Annotated in this window: 14 protein-coding genes; 10 read left to right on the top strand and 4 right to left on the bottom strand. The window is 74.3% G+C overall.

The annotated features are described in order from the left end of the window. Positions 1 to 483 precede the first annotated feature (483 nt). Both O7595_RS02440 and O7595_RS02435 read left to right on the top strand, forming a co-directional pair. Positions 484 to 906: a hypothetical protein gene (locus tag O7595_RS02440; protein ID WP_269727062.1), complete on the top strand. Its 423-nt coding sequence runs from the start codon at positions 484 to 486 to the stop codon at positions 904 to 906. 288 nt (positions 907 to 1,194) lie between these two features. Continuing rightward, entirely contained in the window at positions 1,195 to 1,467 is a 273-nt protein-coding gene (locus O7595_RS02435) for a hypothetical protein (protein WP_269727061.1), read from the top strand. Positions 1,468 to 1,544: 77 nt separating this feature from the next. On the opposite strand, the gene O7595_RS02430 is transcribed toward O7595_RS02435, so the two are convergent. After that, positions 1,545 to 1,847: a hypothetical protein gene (locus tag O7595_RS02430; protein WP_269727060.1), complete on the bottom strand. Its 303-nt coding sequence runs from the start codon at positions 1,845 to 1,847 to the stop codon at positions 1,545 to 1,547. Between the two features lie 459 nt (positions 1,848 to 2,306). Here O7595_RS02430 and O7595_RS02425 point away from each other — a divergent pair, with 459 nt between their 5' ends. From O7595_RS02425 to O7595_RS02405, 5 genes are all read left to right on the top strand, one after another. Continuing rightward, positions 2,307 to 2,843 carry a transglycosylase SLT domain-containing protein gene (locus O7595_RS02425; RefSeq protein WP_269727059.1) on the top strand — a complete coding sequence of 179 codons (537 nt, stop codon included), beginning with the start codon at positions 2,307 to 2,309 and terminating at the stop codon, positions 2,841 to 2,843. 544 nt (positions 2,844 to 3,387) lie between these two features. Continuing rightward, the gene (locus tag O7595_RS02420) at positions 3,388 to 6,903 is read left to right on the top strand and encodes a phosphodiester glycosidase family protein (protein WP_443071810.1); all 3,516 of its coding nucleotides are present in this window, start codon (positions 3,388 to 3,390) and stop codon (positions 6,901 to 6,903) included. A gap of 233 nt (positions 6,904 to 7,136) precedes the next feature. Next, positions 7,137 to 7,694, top strand: a complete 558-nt coding sequence (locus O7595_RS02415) for a 3'-5' exonuclease (RefSeq protein WP_269727057.1) — start codon at positions 7,137 to 7,139, stop codon at positions 7,692 to 7,694. A 721-nt stretch (positions 7,695 to 8,415) separates the two neighbouring features. Next, positions 8,416 to 9,108 carry a protein-L-isoaspartate(D-aspartate) O-methyltransferase gene (locus tag O7595_RS02410; RefSeq protein WP_269727056.1) on the top strand — a complete coding sequence of 231 codons (693 nt, stop codon included), beginning with the start codon at positions 8,416 to 8,418 and terminating at the stop codon, positions 9,106 to 9,108. Between the two features lie 251 nt (positions 9,109 to 9,359). After that, positions 9,360 to 9,947 carry a PadR family transcriptional regulator gene (locus O7595_RS02405; protein WP_269727055.1) on the top strand — a complete coding sequence of 196 codons (588 nt, stop codon included), beginning with the start codon at positions 9,360 to 9,362 and terminating at the stop codon, positions 9,945 to 9,947. Between the two features lie 142 nt (positions 9,948 to 10,089). Here O7595_RS02405 and O7595_RS02400 read toward each other — a convergent pair whose 3' ends face one another. Then, positions 10,090 to 10,785, bottom strand: coding sequence for a type 1 glutamine amidotransferase domain-containing protein (locus O7595_RS02400; RefSeq protein ID WP_269727054.1), 696 nt, complete (start codon positions 10,783 to 10,785; stop codon positions 10,090 to 10,092). 306 nt (positions 10,786 to 11,091) lie between these two features. On the opposite strand from O7595_RS02400, the gene O7595_RS02395 reads away from it, so the two are divergent. After that, a complete protein-coding gene (locus tag O7595_RS02395) occupies positions 11,092 to 11,976 on the top strand; it encodes a LysR family transcriptional regulator (RefSeq protein WP_269732337.1) in 885 nt (294 codons plus the stop codon). Between the two features lie 85 nt (positions 11,977 to 12,061). Here O7595_RS02395 and O7595_RS02390 read toward each other — a convergent pair whose 3' ends face one another. Continuing rightward, complete coding sequence (locus O7595_RS02390; RefSeq protein ID WP_269727053.1) at positions 12,062 to 14,281, bottom strand: ABC transporter ATP-binding protein; 2,220 nt, start codon at positions 14,279 to 14,281, stop codon at positions 12,062 to 12,064. Positions 14,282 to 14,436: 155 nt separating this feature from the next. Here O7595_RS02390 and O7595_RS02385 point away from each other — a divergent pair, with 155 nt between their 5' ends. Continuing rightward, on the top strand, positions 14,437 to 15,840 hold the full coding sequence (locus tag O7595_RS02385) for a S1 family peptidase (RefSeq protein WP_269727052.1): 1,404 nt from the start codon (positions 14,437 to 14,439) through the stop codon (positions 15,838 to 15,840). Positions 15,841 to 16,124: 284 nt separating this feature from the next. Next, positions 16,125 to 17,525, top strand: coding sequence for an amidase (locus tag O7595_RS02380; RefSeq protein ID WP_269727051.1), 1,401 nt, complete (start codon positions 16,125 to 16,127; stop codon positions 17,523 to 17,525). Positions 17,526 to 17,629: 104 nt separating this feature from the next. On the opposite strand, the gene O7595_RS02375 is transcribed toward O7595_RS02380, so the two are convergent. Then, positions 17,630 to 20,293: a SpoIIE family protein phosphatase gene (locus O7595_RS02375; RefSeq protein WP_269727050.1), complete on the bottom strand. Its 2,664-nt coding sequence runs from the start codon at positions 20,291 to 20,293 to the stop codon at positions 17,630 to 17,632. Positions 20,294 to 20,303: the final 10 nt, after the last annotated feature.

The following is a 20,303-nucleotide window of genomic DNA, read 5'->3' as shown; positions in this document are numbered from 1 at the left end:
GCGGACCGTTCACGCCGTTCGCCAGGAGACCGGCGTCCTCGGGGCGGAGCCCGGGTCGCGGTTCGGCCCCCGGTCGAGCCTCGCGGGTGGCGGACGAGGTGGCGCCGGCGGCATGGCGGCTGCGGTCCGTCGAATGGGGGCGGCCCGGACGGAGCGGGGCGCGACTCTCTGAGGTGTCGCTTCGTGTGCCGTGCGGCCCCGGTGGACCGCCACGGCGACGTCTTCGGAGGTTCGTCCGGCTGCACCGCACGATGATCCATGATGCCGAGACGATCGTCACATCACCTTAATCGTTGATGAGATTCAATGATCTGATAGCTTCAACGTTAGCGCGATGGCCTGGGGCCCGCGGCCGGCGGACCCACTGCCGGGGCGGGGGCTCCTCGCCGAACCTCGAGCACCGCGCCTTGTGGACGGACCCGCCCGCGCGGTGGATCCGTCGATCGACGCCCCGACGACCGGGCGTAGCAAGGAGACACCATCATGAACAGGCTGCTTCGGCTCATGGCTGCCATCACCGCCACCGCGGTCCTGGCCGGCCTCGCCCTGATCGGCACCGCGGGCGCCGCGTCCGCGGAGTCGCGTTCCGCCCTCCAGGACCGGCGGAACGCGTACGCGACCGTTCCGGACCGCACCGACGAGCACCGCCACGAGCGCGACGGGCGCCGGCTCCGCGACGGACGCGGGGACCGGTACGGCCACGGCCACTGGCGCAACGGCAAGGACGGCCACTGGTACTGGCACGGCGACGACCGTCACACCTACTACCGCTACGACGGCCACCGCCGTGCCCGCTGGATCGACGGCACATGGGTCTTCGTCGTGCCCGATCGCGGGCACGACGTCGACCGCTGGTACTTCGACCAGGTCCTCGACGCCCTGCGCAACGAAGGCCACCGCGTCTGAATGGCCTCCGGGCCGAGGGCCCAAGGGCAACCGGTGCGCGGGGGCGGGCGCAGCGGTCCGGCCGGGCGTCGCCGGGCCCGAACTCCGGGGAAGCGCCGGTGCCCCGAGCACGGTCGGCTTCCGTCCGGCCGGGCACCGGCGGGGCGCCCATCCGCCGCCCGGATCCCGCTCTCGCCGTACCCGCGGGCCCAGAAGGCGGGCTCCCGCGACGGCCGCACGTCACCCCCTGCGCGCTCCCGCGACGATTCGACACCGCCCCGGACGCGCCCCGACTGCCCCTCGCCCCGAGTGGCCATCACGACCCTGCTGTTGCGGCTCACCGCTTCGCGGGCACCGTCGGCCCGCACTCCCACTGCCCCGTACCGAACGGAGTTCACCATGCTCAAGGGCACCGTCATCCTCGCCGTCCAGCACCTGCGTACCACGCCCGACGTCGCGGGAACCGGCCGTCATCGCGGCCGACGCGCCGTCGAGCGGCTCGGTTTCCTCGGTCTTCCCGGTCGCGGCAGGCACCGTCGCGAACACGCGACCGACCTGCGCGCGAACGCCGCGCGATGCTGAAGGGGCGACCCGTCGGCAAGCGCGCCGGAGGGGCCGGTGACCAGACCGGAGCCGGTCCGGGCGGGGGTGTTTCGGAGTCAGTCGTCGGTGCCGGGCGGCGGGGGAGGGGGCGGTGAAGGAAGTCGGGGCGGAAGGCCGGGCGGCACGATCCAGGGCTCGGCGGGGTGTCTTCGTCCGTGTGCCGGCGGGGATCCGGGTGAGGGGCGGTCCCCGTCCTCCCCGGGGCGGGGCGTGTCCGAGGAGCCTCCGCTGCGGGCGTCCCGCCGGGCCTGGACCCGGACGAGGCAGCTGAGCGGGTCGTGCGTGTGGGAGTCGAGCCAGTACGCGTCGACGCAGGACGCGGCCGGAGCGGGTGCGGTCTCCCTGTCGATTGCGTTCATGCCTGGGAAACGACCGACTCCGGCGAGGGGGAACGACACCTGCCCTCGTCGCAACCGAAACGTCACCAGAAACGAGCTCCACGGCGGTCGGCGGTCGGCGGGTGGGGTCGGGGGTCGACGGTGCGTGAGCATCCGGCCACCCCGGGTCGTGTCGGGTGGCGGGAGGCGGCGCGTCCGTGTGATGCCGGGCATAGGAGGCGCGTCACGTCCTAAGGGCGGTAGTGGAACTGAGGGGCGGGTGGCCTTCGGGGAGCGCACTCGAGAAATGAAATCGGACATTTCTCCGTAGATCGGTAGTACGTCACATCTTTGCGTTCCGGCGGGGGAGCCCTCCACGATGGCTGACGTTCCGGGGAGTGAGTGCCGGGCCGAGCGGGTCGCCACCCGCGCCGATCGCTCAGCTCCGGCCGAACCGCCCATGGTTCCTCCCCACGCAGTCCATCATTGGAGTCCTTCCGCATGACCGCTCGCACGCAGTCCACCGCCGGCCGCATCGCCCGTCTTCGCAAGCTCTCCGTCGCCGGCATCGCCACCGCCGGTGCCGCGGCAGCGGCCCTCACGCTGGCCCCGTCGCCGGCGCACGCCGCCGAGCAGGCCTCGGCGAGCGTCGCGTCCGGCAAGGCTGTGGCAGCCGAGGCCCCGGCGAAGAAGGCGAAGAAGGACAAGAAGCAGTACAAGGACAACCTCGACGGCTGGATCCGTGAGGCCCTGGACATCATGGAGTCCGAGGACATCCCGGGCAGCTACGAGGGCCTGCACCGCAACATCATGCGCGAGTCCGGTGGCAACCCGAACGCGCAGAACAACTGGGACGTCAACGCTCAGAACGGCACCCCGTCCAAGGGGCTGCTGCAGGTCATCCAGCCGACCTTCGACGCCTACCACGTCAAGGGCACCAAGCACGATCTGACCGACCCGGTCGCCAACCTCACCGCGGCCGCCAACTACGCCGCCGACCGCTACGGCTCCATCGACAACGTCGACTCCGCCTACTGAGCCGCTCCGGGCCTCTCCCGCAGCGGGGCGATCCGGACCCGGGCGCCGAACTCCCGGGTCCGTCCCCGATCACCCGGCGTGGCCGGCACCTCCGTGCCCGCCGCCGGCTCGGACGGCGCATGCGCGCCCCTGTTCCCGCCACCGCGGCGGCGACGGGGGCGCCTTTGTCCTTCCGTACGTCCTTCCGCCAAGGCGCATCTCGCCGGCCCCGATCGGCCCGTCCGCGCGCCGGTCCTTTCCCGCGTCGGTCCTTTCCCGCGTCGGTTCGCTTCCGCGTCGGTCCGTCCGCGCGCCGGCCCGTTCCCGCCCGGCGTGGCCCGGGACGCCGGCCGTGCGCGGCGGCCCCCGGGCGGGGGGCTTCCCCACCGCGAACCGGTGGCGGCCGGTTGTTCGCCCCGATGTCGCCAACGCCCTCTGGTGAGGCGCCACTCGCGCCGCGATGCTGAAGCGCCGTCACGTGCGCACCGGGCGCACATGGCAGCCCGCCTTCACCGGAGTCGCCGTGCTTTCACCTGGACTGAGAAGAAGCGCGACCGTCGTGGCAGTGTGCTCGGCCCTGGCGGTCGGAGCCGCCGGGCCGGCCGCCGCCGGGTCCTTACCCCCGCCCGATCCCTCCCCGCGGACCGCGGAGATGCTGCTGCCCGTCTCCCCGCCGGCCGCGAGTGCCGCCGACCGTACCGGCGCCGACCCGGGCGGCAAGGGCCCCGAGAGCTTCACCGTCGCCGACGGCGACGGGCTCGAGACGGCCCGGACCAGCCGCCCGCTGGCCCCCGGCGTCGAACTGAGCTCGTACGACCGGCTCGAGTCCGACAAGTGGCTCCGCGTCGACTCGCTGTCCGTCGACCTCACCCGGGGTACGAGGGTGGACTATCTCCATCCGGGCAAGGTCGCCGCCCGGAGAACGGTGTCCCGGATGGCCGCCGAGCACGATCCCGGACCCGGACGCCGTACCGTCGCCGCGATCAACGGGGACTTCTTCGACATCAACCAGACCGGCGCCCCCAATGGCATCGCCCTCCAGGACGGCCGCCTGCTCAACTCGCCCGCCGCCGGCTACCACCGGGCCCTCGGCTTCGGTCCCGGTGAGGCCGGCCGCGTCCTCCGGATGTACTTCGACGGCACACTGACCCTGCCGGCCGGTACCCGCCCTCTCGCCGCGCTCAACGCGGCCAACGTCCCCGCGAACGGTGTCGGCGCGTACAACGCCCAGTGGGGCGAGGCGGACCGGGCCCTCACCGTCGACGGCGCGCAGCGCACCGCCGAAGTCGCCGTCACGGACGGCAGGGTGACCGCGGCTGCCCGTGCGCCCGGCAAGGGGCCGGTCCCGACCGGTACGACCGTGCTCGTCGGCCGGGACGCCGGCGCGGACGCGCTCGGCGCACTCGCCCTCGGCGACCCGGTCACGCTGGAGTACCGCCCGCGCGCCGCCACGGGGCAGCTTCCGCGAACCGCGATCGGTGCCAATGAACTCCTCGTGGTCGACGGCGTGCCCGTGGACCACGAGGGTGGTGCGAACAACACAGCCGCGCCCCGCACCGCGGTCGGCTTCTCCCGGGACGGCGGAACCATGCGGATCATGACCGTCGACGGCCGCCAGGCCGACAGCGGTGGGGTGACCCTCACCGAACTCGCCCTGATGATGCGGCGCGCGGGCGCCGCCCGCGAGCCGGGCAGCGACACCGTGCAGGTCGAGAACGGCCCGTCCGACGGCACCGAACGGAGCGTACCCAACGGCCTGGCCCTCACCGCGTCCGACGGCAGCGGCGAGCTCAGGGGCTACCGGGTCGAGACGGCCATGGACCCCGGCACCGCGCCCACCGCCGACCCCGTCCGGGGCGGCCACCCCGAACGGGTCTTCCCCGGGCTCACCCGCCGCCTCACCGCCGCCGGGTACGACGAGACGTACGGGCCCGCCGGCGGGGCCCCGCGCTGGTACACGGAGAACCCCCTGGCCGGACGGGTCGGCACCGACGGGGTGTTCACCGCCCGGCGCAGCGGTGACACACACGTCACCGCGCGGCGCGGGAGCACACGCGGCACCATCCGGCTGACGGTCCTGGACGACCTGGACCGCATTCGCGCCTCGGAGCGGCGCGTGGCTCTCGCCGGCGTGGAGGCGTCCGGGCGTTTCGGCGTCCTCGGCTTCGACGCGCACGGGACGAGCGCCCCGGTCGAACCCGCGGACGTCCGGCTCGACTACGACCGCTCCCTCTTCGACATCGCCCCGGACACCGAGGGCGGCTTCACCGTCAGGGCACGTGGGGCAGAGCCCGCGGCCGGCCGTGTCACGGCCACGGTGGCGGGCAGGAGCACGGTCATCGCCGTGACCGTCGGTCTGGCCGCCCGGGAGGTCGCGTCGTTCGACGACGCCGGGCGCTGGACGTTCACCGCCGCCCGTGCCTCCGGATCGGTCGCACCCACGGCCGACGGGCGCACCGGTACCGGCCTGGACATCGCCTACGACTTCACCCGGTCCACCGCGACCCGGGCCGCCTACGCCAGTCCGCCGGGGCAGATCCCGGTCGACGGCCAGCCGCAGTCGTTCGGGCTCTGGGTCAAGGGCGACGGAAACGGCGCCTGGCCGACGCTGCACCTGAAGGACTCGGCCGGCTCCGACCAGCTGCTCCGCGGGCCGTACGTCACCTGGACCGGCTGGCGGCACGTCGAGTTCGCGGTACCCGCCGGCGTCCCGTACCCCCTGCGCGTCCACCGCTTCTACCTCGCCGAGACCGCCGCCGACCGCTCGTACACGGGCAGGATCGTCGTCGACGACCTCACCGCCGAGGTCCCGCCCGCCGTCGAGCTGCCCGCCGAGCCGCTGCACCGGGACCCGCTCGTCGGGTCCGCGGCGAGGACCCAGAACCGGGACTGGCGGTTCGCGGTCGTCTCCGACGCGCAGTTCGTGGCCCGCAGTCCCGACAGCCCCGTCGTCGCCCAGGCCCGCCGCACCCTGCGCGAGATCAGAGCTGCCGGGCCCGATTTCGTGGTCGTCAACGGAGACCTGGTCGACGAGGGCTCGCCCGAGGACCTGGCGTTCGCCCGTACCGTCCTCGAGGAGGAGCTGGGCGGTGAATTGCCCTGGTACTACGTACCGGGCAACCACGAGGTCATGGGCGGCAGGATCGACAACTTCGTGGCCGAGTTCGGGCCCGCGCATCGGACGTTCGACCACCGGGGCACCCGGTTCGTCACCCTCGACACCTCCAGCCTCGGACTGCGTGGCGGTGGCTTCGCCCAGATCAAGGAGCTGCGTGAACAACTGGACGCGGCGGCCGCCGATCCGCGCGTCGGCTCGGTGGTGATCGTCCAGCACGTGCCGCCGCGCGATCCCACACCGCAGCAGGGCAGCCAGCTCGGCGACCGCAAGGAGGCCGCGCTGCTGGAGAGCTGGCTCTCCGCCTTCCGGCGGGCGACCGGCAAGGGAGCGGCCTTCGTCGGCGGCCATGTCGGCACCTTCCACGCGGAGCGCGTCGACGGAGTCCCGTACCTGGTCAACGGCAACTCCGGGAAGGCGCCCTCCACTCCGGTGGACGAGGGGGGCTTCACCGGATGGTCGTTGGTCGGTGTCGACCGGGTGTCGCGTGCCGAACAGACGGCGGCACGACACTCGCCGTGGGGCGGTGGACCGGACTGGGTGACCGTCCGGACCGTCGCACACGTCGACGGACTGACGCTCGACGTCCCTGCCTCCCTGCCGGTCGCCGCCGACGAGCCCGTCACGGCCGTCGTACGGCAGGGCCAGGGCACGGCCGTACGCGAGGTGCCGGTCCGCTTCCCCATGAGCGCCGACTGGAGCGGTTCACCGAACGTGTACGTGGGTGATCCCGACCGGGCGAGGCCGTGGCACATCGCCGCGTACGACCCGGAGACGGGCCTGCTCACCGGACTGCGCCCCGGGGCGGGCGTGCTCGCGGTGACGGTGAACGGGACGCGGGCCGAGTCCCGTGTCGCCGTGGCCGATTCCTCCGGGCACGGGTACGGGGACGCTCCCAGACGTGGGAAGGGGCGCGGGTACGTGCTCGCTCCCGCGCACGGGCAGAGCCGGGCGCCGGCGGCGTAGCGACCACCGTCGGACCGGGCGGACCGGTCGGGAGGGACCGGCCGGGCGGCACCGGCCGGTCGGGAACGCTCGGGTCGCCGCCGGGTGCCGTACCGCCCGGCCGGTGGCCCGACCGCCGATCCCGACCGGTGGCGCCGTTTGTCCCGGCCGGCGCGTGCGACCTGCCGCAACGTCCCCGGGGCCGACGGATATACGGATGACGTGCCGCCGTCGTGCTCCCTACCCTCGACGCCATGAGCACTGCGCGATTCCTCAATGTCGTCGATGTCGAGGCGACCTGCTGGGACGGCACCCCGCCGCCGGGAGCGGTCAGCGAGATCATCGAGATCGGGCTGACCGTGGTCGACCTGCGGGCGCGTGAGCGTGTGGCCCGGCACCGGATCCTCGTACGCCCGCGACGGTCCGAGGTCAGCGCCTTCTGCACCGACCTGACCGGCCTCACCCGCGCCGAGGTGGACACGGGCGTCGAGTTCGCCGAGGCCTGCCGGCTGCTCGCCGCCGAGCATGCCGCCGGGGCCCGGCCGTGGGCCAGTTGGGGAGACTACGACCGCAAGCAGTTCGTCCGGCAGTGCGCCGCGACCGGCACGGCGTACCCCTTCGGGCAGCGGCACACCAATGCCAAGGCCGTGTTCACCGACGTGCACGGCCTGCGCAAACGCCCGGGCATGGCGCAGGCGCTGCGGATCGCCGGGCTTCCCCTGGAGGGCCGCCACCACAGGGGTGAGGACGACGCCTGGAACATCGGCGCACTCGTGCTGTCACTGGCCGGACGCGGCGACTGGCCGGAATGAGGCGGGCTGCGGGATGCGAAGGCGCGTCGAGGGAGGGGAGGAGCGGACCGGGGAGTGCGGGGGGCGGGGCGCGGAGGCGGGACGTGGCGAGGCCCCGCCGTGCGGATGCGGGGCGGGGTCTCGCGGCGGTGCGCAAGGGGGAGGTGCACCGCGGTTCCCCGGCGGGCGGCCGGGGATGCGCACAGTACGCGCCAACATGGCGGGAAAGGAACCCTTGTGCGGCCAGTCGTCGCACATGATGCGGAACCCCTGTGGAGCAAGTCGCCGCGCCACCGGTCCTTACGCCCGGCGTCCGCCGGACCTTCCGTCGTGGGACCCGGCCGTGGGACTCGTCCTCGCGCGGGGCTGAAGCGTGGGGGCGGAGGCAGCCCCCGCGTCGGGACCCGTCCGGCGACGTCCGCGGCTGACCGCGGCGTGACCCCACAGGCGCGGCGCGCGGCGCGTCCGTCAGCCATCCGGCGCGCGGTGTCCGCCCCGGCGCTCGGGACGCCCGTGCGCCTGGAGAGTCGGGGTGTCCCGAGTGCATCATCGAAGAGGAACGGGGGGCCGGGCGGCGAGGAGTGGCGATGGGACTGTCGTATCCGGAACCCCCTGCGACGCGGACCGGCGACCGCACCGGACAGGAGGCACCGTGATGTCCCGGCAGCCGTCGCCGGGGCCGTCGTGGGGACCGCCGCCCTGGTCGTCGCCGGGGCCGCGGGCGCAGCCACCGTGGGACCCGTTGTCAGGGTCGTCCCCGGAGCGAGAGGGGCGACACGGATCGGGCGGAGGGCCGGGCCCCGAGGACCTGGTCCGGGCCTCGCGGGCCGCGGGCGTGCGGGACGAGCGTGTCCTCGAAGCCCTGCGGAGCGTCCAGCGGGCCGACTTCGTCCCCCGTGCGGAGGCCGTGTCCGCCTACCTCGATGTCCCCGTGCCCCTTCCGCACGGCCAGGTGACCACCCAGCCGAGCCTCGTGGCGCTGATGGTGGAGGCGCTCGGTCTGACCGGCGGCGAGCGAGTCCTGGAGGTCGGTACCGGCTACGGCTTCCAGGCCGCCGTGCTGGCCCGCCTCGCCGGGGAGGTCGTCAGCCTGGAGCGCTGGGCCGACATGGCGGGGCAGGCCCGCCGTCGGCTGTCCCGGGCGGGTGTCGGCAACGTCTCGGTCACCGCCGCGGACGGCACGCTCGGCTCGCCGGAGCGGGCGCCGTACGACGCCGTCGTCGTCTCGGCGGCCTACCCGGAAGTGCCGGAACCGCTGGTGGGGCAGTTGCGCGTCGGGGGCCGACTCGTCCAGCCGATCGGTCCGGGTGGGCGGGAACAGGTGCGGCTGTACGAGCGGACGCCCCGGGGCCTCACGCCGCGCCGGACCATCGTGCCGGCCCATTTCGTTCGGCTCTACGGCGCGCACGGATACCCGCCCGGCACGGAACCGTGAACGCCCGGAGCGTGACGGCCGGAACGGGCACGGCCCGAACCGGCCCCGACGGCGCACCGGTTCACCCGGCGAGACCTGCGCGTGCCTGCCGCCACGGCGCGTCCCGGCGGACGGGCGCACGGACCGGCGCGGGAGTCGACCCGTCGACGCACCTCGGCCCACCCGTCCGGTCAACGAAGCGACTACTCATGCCGTTGAGTACGCTGCCGACGGTACGGACCGGGAAACGACACGGAGCGGGAGGCGGAGTCATGGCGCTGCGCCATGCGGTGCTCGCGGCCCTGCTGGACGGGGAGTCCAGCGGCTACCAGCTCGCGAAGGCCTTCGACCTCGGGGTGGCGAACTTCTGGCACGCCCTTCCCCAGCAGCTCTATCTGGAGCTGACGAAACTGGAGAGGGCCGGCCTGGTCGAGGGCCGCCAGGTGATCCAGGAATCCCGTCCGCCGAAGCGGCTGTTCACCATCACGGACGACGGCCTGGAGGAACTGGCGCGCTTCGCGGAGACCGCCGCGAAACCGTCCTTCATCCGTGACGACCTCATGGTCAAGGTGCAGGCCGTGGACAGCGCGCCCATGGCACCCGTGATCGAACAGCTCGACGAACGGGCCGCCACGGCCGCCGCCAAGACCGACTTCTTCGAGCGCTTCCTGCGGCGGCTGCGCGGCGAGCTCGACGAGGACGCCTTCCTCGCCACCGCGGACCGCCTCGGCCCGTACCTGACCTGCCTGCGGGGCCTGCGCTTCGAACAGGAGACGTCCGAGTGGTGCGCCCGGACGGCCGCGGTCCTCCGAGCCCGGCAGGCCCGCCAGACGCAGGAGAGCGTCCCACAGGACTCCTGACGGCCGTCCCGCCGGGGCACGTCGGCAGCCGCGGAATCCGGCCGTCGAAGCAACCATCGGTGCCCTGACCGGGCACACTCCGGGGACCGGCCCCGGCCGATGAGCCCCGGTCAACCCGAGCCCGGCCGACCGGGAACCAGGGTCAGGCCAGTTTCTTCAGGACCTCGGACGCGACCCCGGCCGAGGAGGCCGGGTTCTGGCCCGTGACCAGGTTGCGGTCGACGACGACGTTCGCGGCCCAGGGCTCGCCCTCCTGGACCAGTACCCCCGCCTCCGTCAGGCGGTCCTGGAGCAGCCACTTCGCACGGTCGGCGAAACCGGCCCGGGTCTCCTCGGCGTTGGTGAACGCGGCGACGCGGTAGCCGGCGAAGGCGTTCGAGCCGTCGGCGTGCGTCGCGGCGAGCAGGGCGGCCGGGCCGTGGCAGAGCACCGCGAGCTGCTTGCCCGAGTCCAGCGCGTCGACGAGGAGCCGACCCGAGGCCGGGTCGGTGGCGAGGTCCTCCATCGGGCCGTGGCCGCCCGGGTAGAAGACGGCCGCGAACTCGTCGACGTCGACGTCCTCCAGCTTCACCGGGCTCCGCAGCTCGATGAGCGCGGAGAGGCCGGCGCTGACCTTCGCGGCGCCCTCCGGCCCGCCGTTGACCTCGGGCGCGAGGCTGCTCCGGTCCACGGTGGGCACGACTCCGCCCGGGGTGGCGACGACGACCTCGTGGCCGGCGGCCTTGAACGCCTCGTAGGGGGCGACGGCCTCCTCGGCCCAGAAGCCGCTGGGGTGGCGGCTGCCGTCGGCCAGGGTCCAGTGGGCGGCGCCGGTCATCACGAAAAGGATCTTCGACATGCTTGGTACTCCCAGTGAGGAGCGGGCCCTCTGCAACGGGGCCCGGAGATGCGTTCGGCACCGACCGTAGACCAGCTCAGTCATAGGTCACCAATGGGATGACCTATCTCTGTCATCGGGATTCCAATGGCTTGGACCAGCGCTGCGCGGCCCTCCGGCGGCTAGGGTCATGGGGTGAGAGACAAAGGAAACGCCGGTGGCGGCCCGGGCGGAGACGGGCCCGAACGGCACGGGCCGGACCCGCGTGACGACGAACCGGCCGGGGACCCGGGGCCTGACGCGCCGCCGCCGGCCTCCCCCGCCGATCTGAACCTGCTGCGGACCTTCCTCGCCGTGTACCGCTCGGGTTCCTTCACCGCCGCCGCCCCTCTGCTGGGGCTGTCGCAGCCCACCGTGACGGCACAGATGCGCGCCCTGGAACGGCAGTCCGGACGCGAGCTGTTCGTACGGCTGCCGCGCGGCGCCGCGCCGACCCCGGTGGCCGACGAACTCGCCGCGCGCATCGCCGCGCCCCTGGACGCGCTCTCCGCCGCCACCGGAGCGGGTACGCCCGAAGGCGCTCCCGCCGAGCCGGTCCACCTCGCGGGTCCGGCCGAACTGCTGTGCAGCCGCGTGCTGCCCGCCCTGGCCCCGCTCGTCGCCGACGGGGTGCGGCTGCGCGTGACCATGGGTCTCACGGACGCGCTCCTCGACGAACTGCGCGCCGGGCGCCACGATCTCGTCATCTCCACCAGCCGGCCGCGTGGCCGCACGCTGTCCGCCGTGCCGCTGATGGACGAGGAGTTCGTCCTCGTCGCCGCCCCCGTGTGGGCGGAGCGGATCGGCGGTGGCGTGAGCAGCGACGGGCCCTCGGTACTGCATCGTGTCCCGCTGATCACGTACGCCGAGGACCTGCCCATCGCCAGGCGGTACTGGCGCCATGCCTTCGGCACCCGACTGTCCTGCCACGCGGCCGTCACCGCCCCCGACCTCCGGGGTGTCGTCGCGGCCGTCACGGCGGGCGCGGGCTTCGCCGTGCTGCCCCGCTATCTCTGCCTCGACGAACTGGCCTCGGGCGCCCTCGTCCTTCTCCACGACCTCGACGACCCGCCCATCAACACCTGCTACCTGGCCCAACGCCCGGGCGTACCCGACAACCCCCGCGTCGCTCCGGTCCGCGACCGAATCCTGGAAGCGGCCGGCACCTGGTGAACCGCCGGACGGGAGAGCCCCGGACGGGAACCGCCGCCCGGCCGCCCGGCCGTCGGAGGCACACCCCGAGGACGCCGACCGTGCATCAGCGGGGACCGTGCCCCGGCGTGGACGGCGCCTCAACGCGGACGGTGAGGCGGACATTCCGGCCGGTCAGGGGGGACCCGCCCGGTCGGGGGACCCCGTCCCGGTGGCCGTTCGCCGTTCGCCGTCGCACGCGGCCGTGTCGCCGGACGGCGTCGGCCGTCCCGGCTGTGCGCGGTGCTCCGCCCGCCCTTCCGCTCCGTCGGCCGCACGCGGTCCCGGAAACCCGGCCGCCGGGCCCTGCGCCCCTCCCACCCCGGATGACGGATCCCGGGCGGGACCGGGCCCCGCCCGGTCCCGCCCCCGGCGCGTACTGCGCCGCCTGCGTGCGGAACATGGACGCGTACCGGCCGTCGGCAGCCATCAGTTCGTCGTGGGTGCCGTGCTCGACCAGCCGTCCCCCGTGGAGTACGTGGATGGCGTCGGCGTGGCGCACCCCGGACATACGGTGGGTCACCAGCACGATCGCGCGCCGCGGGCCGGCCAGTTGCCGGATGCGGTCGAAGGCGGCGATCTCCGCCTCGGGGTCGAGCGCGGACGTGGGCTCGTCGACGATGAGCAGGCTGTCCGCCGCGCAGCGGTCGGTGCGGAAATGCGTACGGGCGAGGCCGACCTTCTGCCACTCCCCGCCCGAGATCTCGGACGCGCCCCGGAACATCCGGGCCAGCAGGGTACGCAGCCCGTGCGGCAGCCGTTCCACGAGCGCGCCGGCGCCCGCGAAGCGCACCGCCGCGGCCACGTGCCCCGCGGAGCCGCAGAGTCCGGGCCGGCCGATGCGGATGTTCATCCCCGCCGTCATCGGCCAGCGCTCGAAGTCCTGGGTGAGCAGGGCGACCCGGTCGAAGACCTGGGCACGGTCGAGCCCGGCCACGTCGACGCCCGCCCAGCGCACGGTGCCGGTCCCGGGCAGCAGCAGCCCGGCGAGCACCTTGATCAGGGTGCTCTTGCCCGAGCCGTTCTCCCCGACGACAGCCGTGACCGACCCCATGGGGATCGTCAGCGACACCCCGGTCAGGGCCGGTGCGTCGCGGTCGGGATAGCGGTAGGTGACGTCCTCCGCACGGATCTCGCCCACCCGGACCGGCACGTCGACGCCGCCCTCGGGAATGGTGTACGCGGCGGCCTCCGCCAGGAAGCGGTCGTGGTCGTGGACGTACAGGGCCTCCTCGTGCAGCTGGTTGGCGTTCATGACCAGAGCACCGAGGCTCGCCGAGCCGGAACGCACCGCGATCACGGCGGTACCGGCCACCGCCAGCTCCATGTGTCCTGCCACGATCAGCCAGCCCGTCAACGCGTACGTCGCCACCGTGGCGACCCCGGACATGCCCGCCGCCGCGAGTTCGGTGAACGCCTTGTCCGTCGCGAGCCGTTTCTGCTCCCGCTCCGCGCTCTCCGCCATGTCGCGATAGCGGTCCAGCAGGAACGCGCCCACTCCGTGAACCCGTACCTCGGGCGCGGCGGTGCGTGAGGTGAGCAGAGTGCCCAGCAGACGGCCCGCCCGAATGTGCTCCACCCACACCATCACCGACACGTACCGCTCCTGTGCCACCCGCATGGCGCCCCAGCCGCGCGGGGCCGCGATCAGCAGGAGCATCGGCAGCAGCGCCGGATGCAGGACCGTCAGCACACCGCCCGCGGCGATCAGCGAGATGGTCCCGTTCACGGCGGCGACGCAGGCGCCGATCATCTGGCGGGCGGAGGCCGCGCCGTACTGGGCGACGTCGATGAGGCGGCGGAACTCGGGGTCCTCGACGGCTTCCAGTTCCACCGCCGCTGCCGCCGCCAGGTACTCCGTCGTCGCAAGCCGCTCCACGATCGGCTCCAGCCGGCCGGCCCGCGACGTGGACCAGCACGCGAGCCCCGCGTTGACCACACCGACCACACCCACGACGCCCAGGGCCGGCAGCGCCGCGTACAGCCGGTCGACCGGCGTGCCGCCGCCGAGCAGGGCGTGCATCACCGAGTTGACCGCGAGCAGTCCCACGGCCGCGGCGACGCCCTGCCCGATCTCGCTCACGGCGACCGCGACCAGAGCGGAACGGTCCGCGCGCCAGGCCCTGCGCAGCGTCCCGCCGACCAGCCTCGGCATCGCCCGCACCGCGGCCGGCATCGACAGCTCCAGCCGGGCCCGTTCGTGCTCGGCCCAACCCGTGTCGTACCGCAGTGGCCCGCCGAACAGCTCCCGCTCGCTCTCGGAGACCGCGGCCCCGGCCGCCCTCACCGTCCGAACACCCTCATGGCGCCCCCTCCCGTGAGGCCATGGATACCCCGGTTGAACGACGCCGCGCCGGGCCGCGTATAGACGGTGGGGTCCAGGCCGCTTCCTGGGCTCCGTACACCTGGTGACACCGTGTCGGTACGACCTTGGGGCCGCGGATGAGGCACGCACGACGAAACCTTCAGCGGATCGCCCGGCTGGCGGCGGTCGGCGGGCTGGCCTGCGGTTCGCTGATGGTCTCCGACGCCATGGCCGGGGAGACACGGCCCCCCGGCACGGCCGCGGCGCCCGTCACACGCGCCGCCGACCCCGGTGGGGAAGTGGTCGAACGGCTCGGCACGTCCCGTACGGCCGGCAGCTGGATCGGGGCCGACGGCCGCCCGGTCGTCGCGGTGACGGACCCCGGCGCGGCGGCCGAGGTGCGCCGGGCCGGGGCGAACCCCAAGACCGTGCGCCACAGCATGGACGAACTCCGCTCGGCCACCGAGACCCTGCGCGGAGCCCCCCGGGTGACGGGCACCGCCTGGGCGGTGAACTACCGCACCAACGAGGTCGTGGTGCGCGCCGACCGCACGGTCTCCGCCGCCGACTGGTCGCGGCTCACCGAACTCGCCGAGGACATCGGTGGCTTCGTCCGCATGGAACGCAGCCCGGGCACCTTCACCACCCGTCTGAACGGTGCCGCGCCGATGTTCGGCGGGAACAGTCGCTGCTCCGCAGGGTTCAACGTGACCGACGGGCAGCGGTCGTTCATCCTGACGGCCGGACACTGCGGGTCCGTGGGCACCACGTGGTTCGGCGACCGCGGACGGAACGACCGGGTCGGCAGCACGGTCGCCGGGAGCTTTCCCGGCGACGACTTCTCCCTGGTGCGGTACGACGACAGCGCTGTGCCCGACCCGGCCGTCGCCGACATCGTGGCCGTCGGGGAGAACAGGGGCGTGCGGATCAGCGGGGCCGCCGACCCGTCCGTCGGACAGGAGGTCTTCCGAAGCGGCAGCACCACGGGACTGCGCTCGGGACGGGTGACCGCGCTCAACGCGACCGTCAACTACCCCGAGGGGACGGTCGGCGGGCTGATCGAGACGACGGTCTGCGCCGAATCCGGGGACAGCGGCGGCCCGTTGTTCGCCCAGGGCATCGCGCTCGGCGTCACCTCGGGCGGCACCGGCGACTGCGACAGCGGCGGCACCACCTACTTCCAGCCGGTCACCAGCGCCATGGCGTCGCTCGGGGTGGCACTCATCGGTCAGGCCCCCGGTGCGCAGGGCGGCGCGGGCTCGGACGGGAGGCCGGCGGCGCCGGGCGGTCCGTCGGCTCCGGCACCCGAGAGCCCCGCGCCGGGTGCGGGAGCCGGGGGCGGTGCCGCTCCACCGTGGGGCGGTACGTCCGGGCCGGGGATCGTCACGGACATCGCCGCCGAGCTCGGCCCCCTCGGTGCCGTCGCCCCCGGCATCGGTGTCATCGGTGCGAGCCTGGTCCTGCTGATCGTGAGCCGCTGGATCCAGACGGCCCAGGGCCGCAGGAACTACCGGGAGTACTACTCGCAGACCTGGGCGTGAGCGCCTGTTCGGGCCCGGGACGGCCGGGGGCCGTCGGCGGGCGGGCGCGGGCGGAGGCTCCGTCCACGCGGCTCGCCGCCCCGACCCGCCCCTCGCGCCCTTGGCGTCCCGCCCCGGCCCCGACGTCCCGCCCCGGCCCGACCCGCCCCTCGCGCCCTTGGCGTCCCGCCTCGCCCCGACGCCGCTCCTCCGCCCCGACGTTGCTTCCGGTCAGTGCGATGTGACCGGCATCACCCGGGAGGGGCGCTTCATCGGCGGCGGCGCCGGGATGTACGTTCCCGGTCATGACGGACGATCTCGCGTACGCGGGCGTGGCCGGACAGGCAGCGGCCGTCCGCTCCGGCGAGGTGTCGGCACGGGAACTCACCGAGCTGCTGCTCGCCCGCATCGAACGGTACGACGGCACCCTCAACGCCTTCACCGCAGTCATGGCCGAGGAGGCGCTGGCCGAGGCCGGACGCAGGGACGCCACCCCTGCGGACGAGCGCGGCCCGCTCCACGGCGTACCGGTGGCGATCAAGGAGGAGAACGACGTCGAGGGGCGTGTGACGACTTTCGGCACCGCCGCCAACACCCGCCCCGCGCCCGCGGATTCCGAGGTCGTGCGACGGCTGCGCGCCGCTGGTGCGGTCGTCGTCGGCAAGACGAACATGCCCGAGTTCGGGCTGTTCCCGTTCACCGAGTCGTCGGCGCACGGCAGCACCCGCAACCCCTGGGCCACGGAACGCTCGCCCGGCGGATCCAGCGGCGGCTCGGCGGCGGCGGTGGCGGCCGGACTGGTTCCGGCGGCCATCGGCGGCGACGGGGGCGGCTCCATCCGGATCCCGGCCGCCTGCTGCGGTCTGTTCGGCCTGAAGCCCACCCGCGGGCGGGTGAGCACCGCGCCGCAGCCCCACCTGTGGTGGGGGCTCGGGGTCATCGGCCCGCTGACGCGTTCGGTCGAGGACTCCGCCCTCGTCCACGACGCGATCCGCGGCTCCCTCCCCGGGGACCTGTTCCGTGCCCGCGAACCTGTCGGCTCCTTCGCGGCGGCCGCTGCCGCCGAACCACCCCGGCTCCGGATCGGCTGGTCCACCCGGCCCGCCGCGCGCGGGGTGCGCCCGGCACCGGAGGTCGTCGAGGCCGTGACGGGGACGGCCGGTCTGCTGGCCGGGCTGGGCCACCACGTCGAGGAGATCGACCCCCACTACCCCGACCCCACCGCGTCGTTCGTACCGCAGTTCTTCGCCGGTCTGCGCACCGAGGCGTTCGCGATGGACGACTACGCCCGACTCGAACGCCGCACCCGCGAGACCGTCCGCCTCGGCACCTGGGTCCGGCCCGCCGTCACGCGCTGGGCCGTGAACCAGGGGGAGAGGACCGCGGTCAAGGCGAACCGCGTGTTCGACCGGGTCGATGTGCTGCTCACCCCGACGATCGCCGGACTCCCGCCCATGGAGGGCCGGTTGACGGGCACGGGTACGGTACGGGCGGCCCTGCGGTCCATGCCGATGATCGGGTACTGCGCGCTGTGGAACGTCACCGGCAACCCCGCGGCCTCCGTCCCCGCCGGGTTCACCGCCGGCGGTCTGCCCCTCGCCGTGCAACTCGTCGGCCGCCGTGACGACGAGACGACACTGCTGTCCCTCGCAGCCGAGCTGGAGAAGGCCCGCCCCTGGGCCGATCGCAGGCCGCTGCCGGCCTGAGGGGCCGGTGGGCCGTCCGCGCCGAGGTACCGCTTCGCTGCGACCGGATGCCCGTACCGGCGCACGCCCGCGCGGACGCGGGTGCCGACGGAGCCGAGCAGCCGTCAGGCGACGTTCTGCTCGGCCCAGATGGTCTTGCCGTCCTCGGTGTAGCGCGTACCCCAGCGCTCGGAGCACCGTGCCACGAGCAGCAGCCCCCTGCCGCCCTCATCGGTCGTGCGGGCATGGCGCAGCCGGGGCGAGGTACTGCTGCCGTCGGACACCTCGCAGGTCAGGACGTGGTCGCGGATCAGGCGCAGCCGCACCGGAGCCCTGGCGTACCGGATCGCGTTGGTGACCAGCTCGCTCGCGATCAGTTCGGTGGCGAACGCGGCTTCGTCGAGCGCCCATGAGGACAGCTGACGGGTGACGAGCGAGCGGGCGGTGGAGACGACGGCCGGATCGCTCGGCAGGTCCCAGCAGGCGACCCGGCCCGGGCCCAGCGCATGCGTCCGGGCCACGAGCAGTGCCGCGTCCTGCGGAGGCCGGTCGGGGACCAGGGCCTCCAGCAGCATCCGGCACGTCTCCCGCACCGAACCCGGGGCACGCGCCAGCGCTCCCAGCAGCCGTGCCCCGGCCGCCTCACCGACACCGGCCACCGGTGTCCCTTCCCGGTCCCGGGCCGCCGGCGCGTCCCCCGCCCGGGACTGCAGCAGCCCAGGGGTCCAGAGCACGAGCATCGCGTTCTCCGGCAGTTCGACCTCCGTCCTGCGGAACGGCGGTCCCGGGCGGCCGAGCGGTGCCCCCGCCGGCACGTCCAGGTAGGTGACCGTGCCGTCCGGGTGCGCCACGGCCGGAGCGGGATGGCCCGCGCTCGCCACGGCGCAGCGCTGCGAGATCGGGTCGTAGATCAGGTACAGGCAGGTGCACCCGGCCTCGTCGCCGGTGGCCGGGGCACCGGCTCCCTGGGCGGCCGGTGCCGAGGGCCCCTCGTTTCCGTCGGAACGCCGTCCGCCGAGTACCACCTCCGGGCCGTCGCCCCCGTCGAGGCGCCGCACCAGGTCGTCCATGCGCGCGAGCAGTTCCTCAGGCTCCAGGTCCAGATCCGACAATGTGTGCACCGCGGCTCGGAGGCGCCCCATGGCGGCGGCGGTGGCGACCCCGCGTCCGGGAACTCTGCCGGCCACGAGGGCGACCCGCGCCCCGGACAGCGGGACGACGTCGACCCAGTCGCCGCCCGTGCCCGCGTGCACGTACTCGTGGGCCACTTCCACCCCGTGGTGGTGCGGCAGTTCCCCGGGCAGCAGACTGCGCTGCAGTGCCATGAGCGTGTTGCGCTCGCGCAGGTAGCGGCGCGTGTTGTCCAGGCACACCGCCGTGCGCCCGGCGAGCTCCGTCGCGAGGGTCAGGTCGTCGTCCCGGAAGGGGCCCTGCGCTCCCCAGCGATAGAAGGTGGCGATGCCGAGGACCCGGTCCTGGGCGACGAGCGGTACGACCATCAACGAGTGGATCCCGTCCTGGAGGATCCGCGCGCCGCGCGCCGGGTCCTGCAGTACCCACGCGCTGTCGGCCCCCACGGTGTCGACCAGCCGCGGCTGGAGGTCGGTGAGCGCATCGAGGGACGGGGAGGCCGGCGGAAAGGTACTGACCTCGCCGTCCGCGTACACGCCCGCCGGTTCCGCCGGGCTGTCCGCCAGGGACGCCGCACGGCGCAGCACGGCCCCGGGGCGCACCGCGCCGGGAAAGATCTCCTCGCCTGCCAGGACCTCCTCCAGGACCTCCACGGCCATGCTGTCGGCGAACCGCGGCACCGCCACCTCCGCCAGCTCCTGCGCCGTCCGCATGACCTCCAGGCTCGTCCCGATCCGGGCCCCGCCCTCGGCGAGCAGCGCCAGCCGTTCCTGCGCCCGATGGCGTTCGGTGACGTCGATCGCGGCATCGGCGACCCCGAGGACGCGGCCGTCCGCGTCCTCGAGCCGGAAGGAGGAGGCCGAGTACACGTGCTCGTGATCGGGGTCCCCTGGCGGCCTGCCGTGCTTCTCCCAGCCGATGACCGGCCGGCCGGTGCGGAGCACCTGCCCCATCACCCGCTCGGCGAGTTCCGGGCTGAAGTCGGGCCACGCCTCTCCGGGCCGCTTCCCCAGCGCTTCCTCGACGGCCAGACCCTGCATGCCTTCGGCCGCGGGGTTGATGCGGATGAGCCGGAGTTCGGGGTCGACGACGAACAGTCCCACGGGGGAGCGGCTGAACAGCGCCTCCAGCAGCGCCCTGTCCAGCTCCGTGTCGGTCCCGGTCCCGCCCGGGGTCCCGGTCGTGGGAGCCGGTCCCGCCGAGGCGGGACCGAGCAGCACCTCCCAGCCGATGCCGGGCCCGCCGGCCGCTCCGGGGCGGATGCCCAGGCGGCAGGAGAGCAGCCCTCCGTCCCGGTGCCGCAGAAGCACCCCGCCGACGTCCGAGCCGGAACCGGTGGCGGAGGGGGCGGCAAAGGCGGTCCCAGGGGCGGAGCGGGGGCCGGGCCCGGAACCGTCGGGCACGGCGGTGCCGGTGGCGGAGGGCGGGGGAGTGCCGGGCTCCGGGCCCGCTCCGTGAGAGGCCGCCTCGTCCGCCCCGGCCAGCAGTTCGACGGCGGGACGGCCCAGGACCCGGTCCGCCGGCCAGCCGAGCAGTTGGTGGGCCGCCGAGCTCCATCCGGTCACCACGCCCCGCTCGTTCACCACGACCTTGGCCCAGCCCCGCGCCGCGGCCTGCTCGCGCCCGTCCCTGCGCCGGGTGACGCCGCCTGTGCCCATCGCAACCAGC

Source organism: Streptomyces sp. WMMC940 (genome assembly GCF_027460265.1).
Lineage (GTDB): Bacteria > Actinomycetota > Actinomycetes > Streptomycetales > Streptomycetaceae > Streptomyces.
The sequence above is the reverse complement of the archived record's forward strand: the minus strand, read 5'-3'. Positions and strand labels throughout refer to the sequence as shown.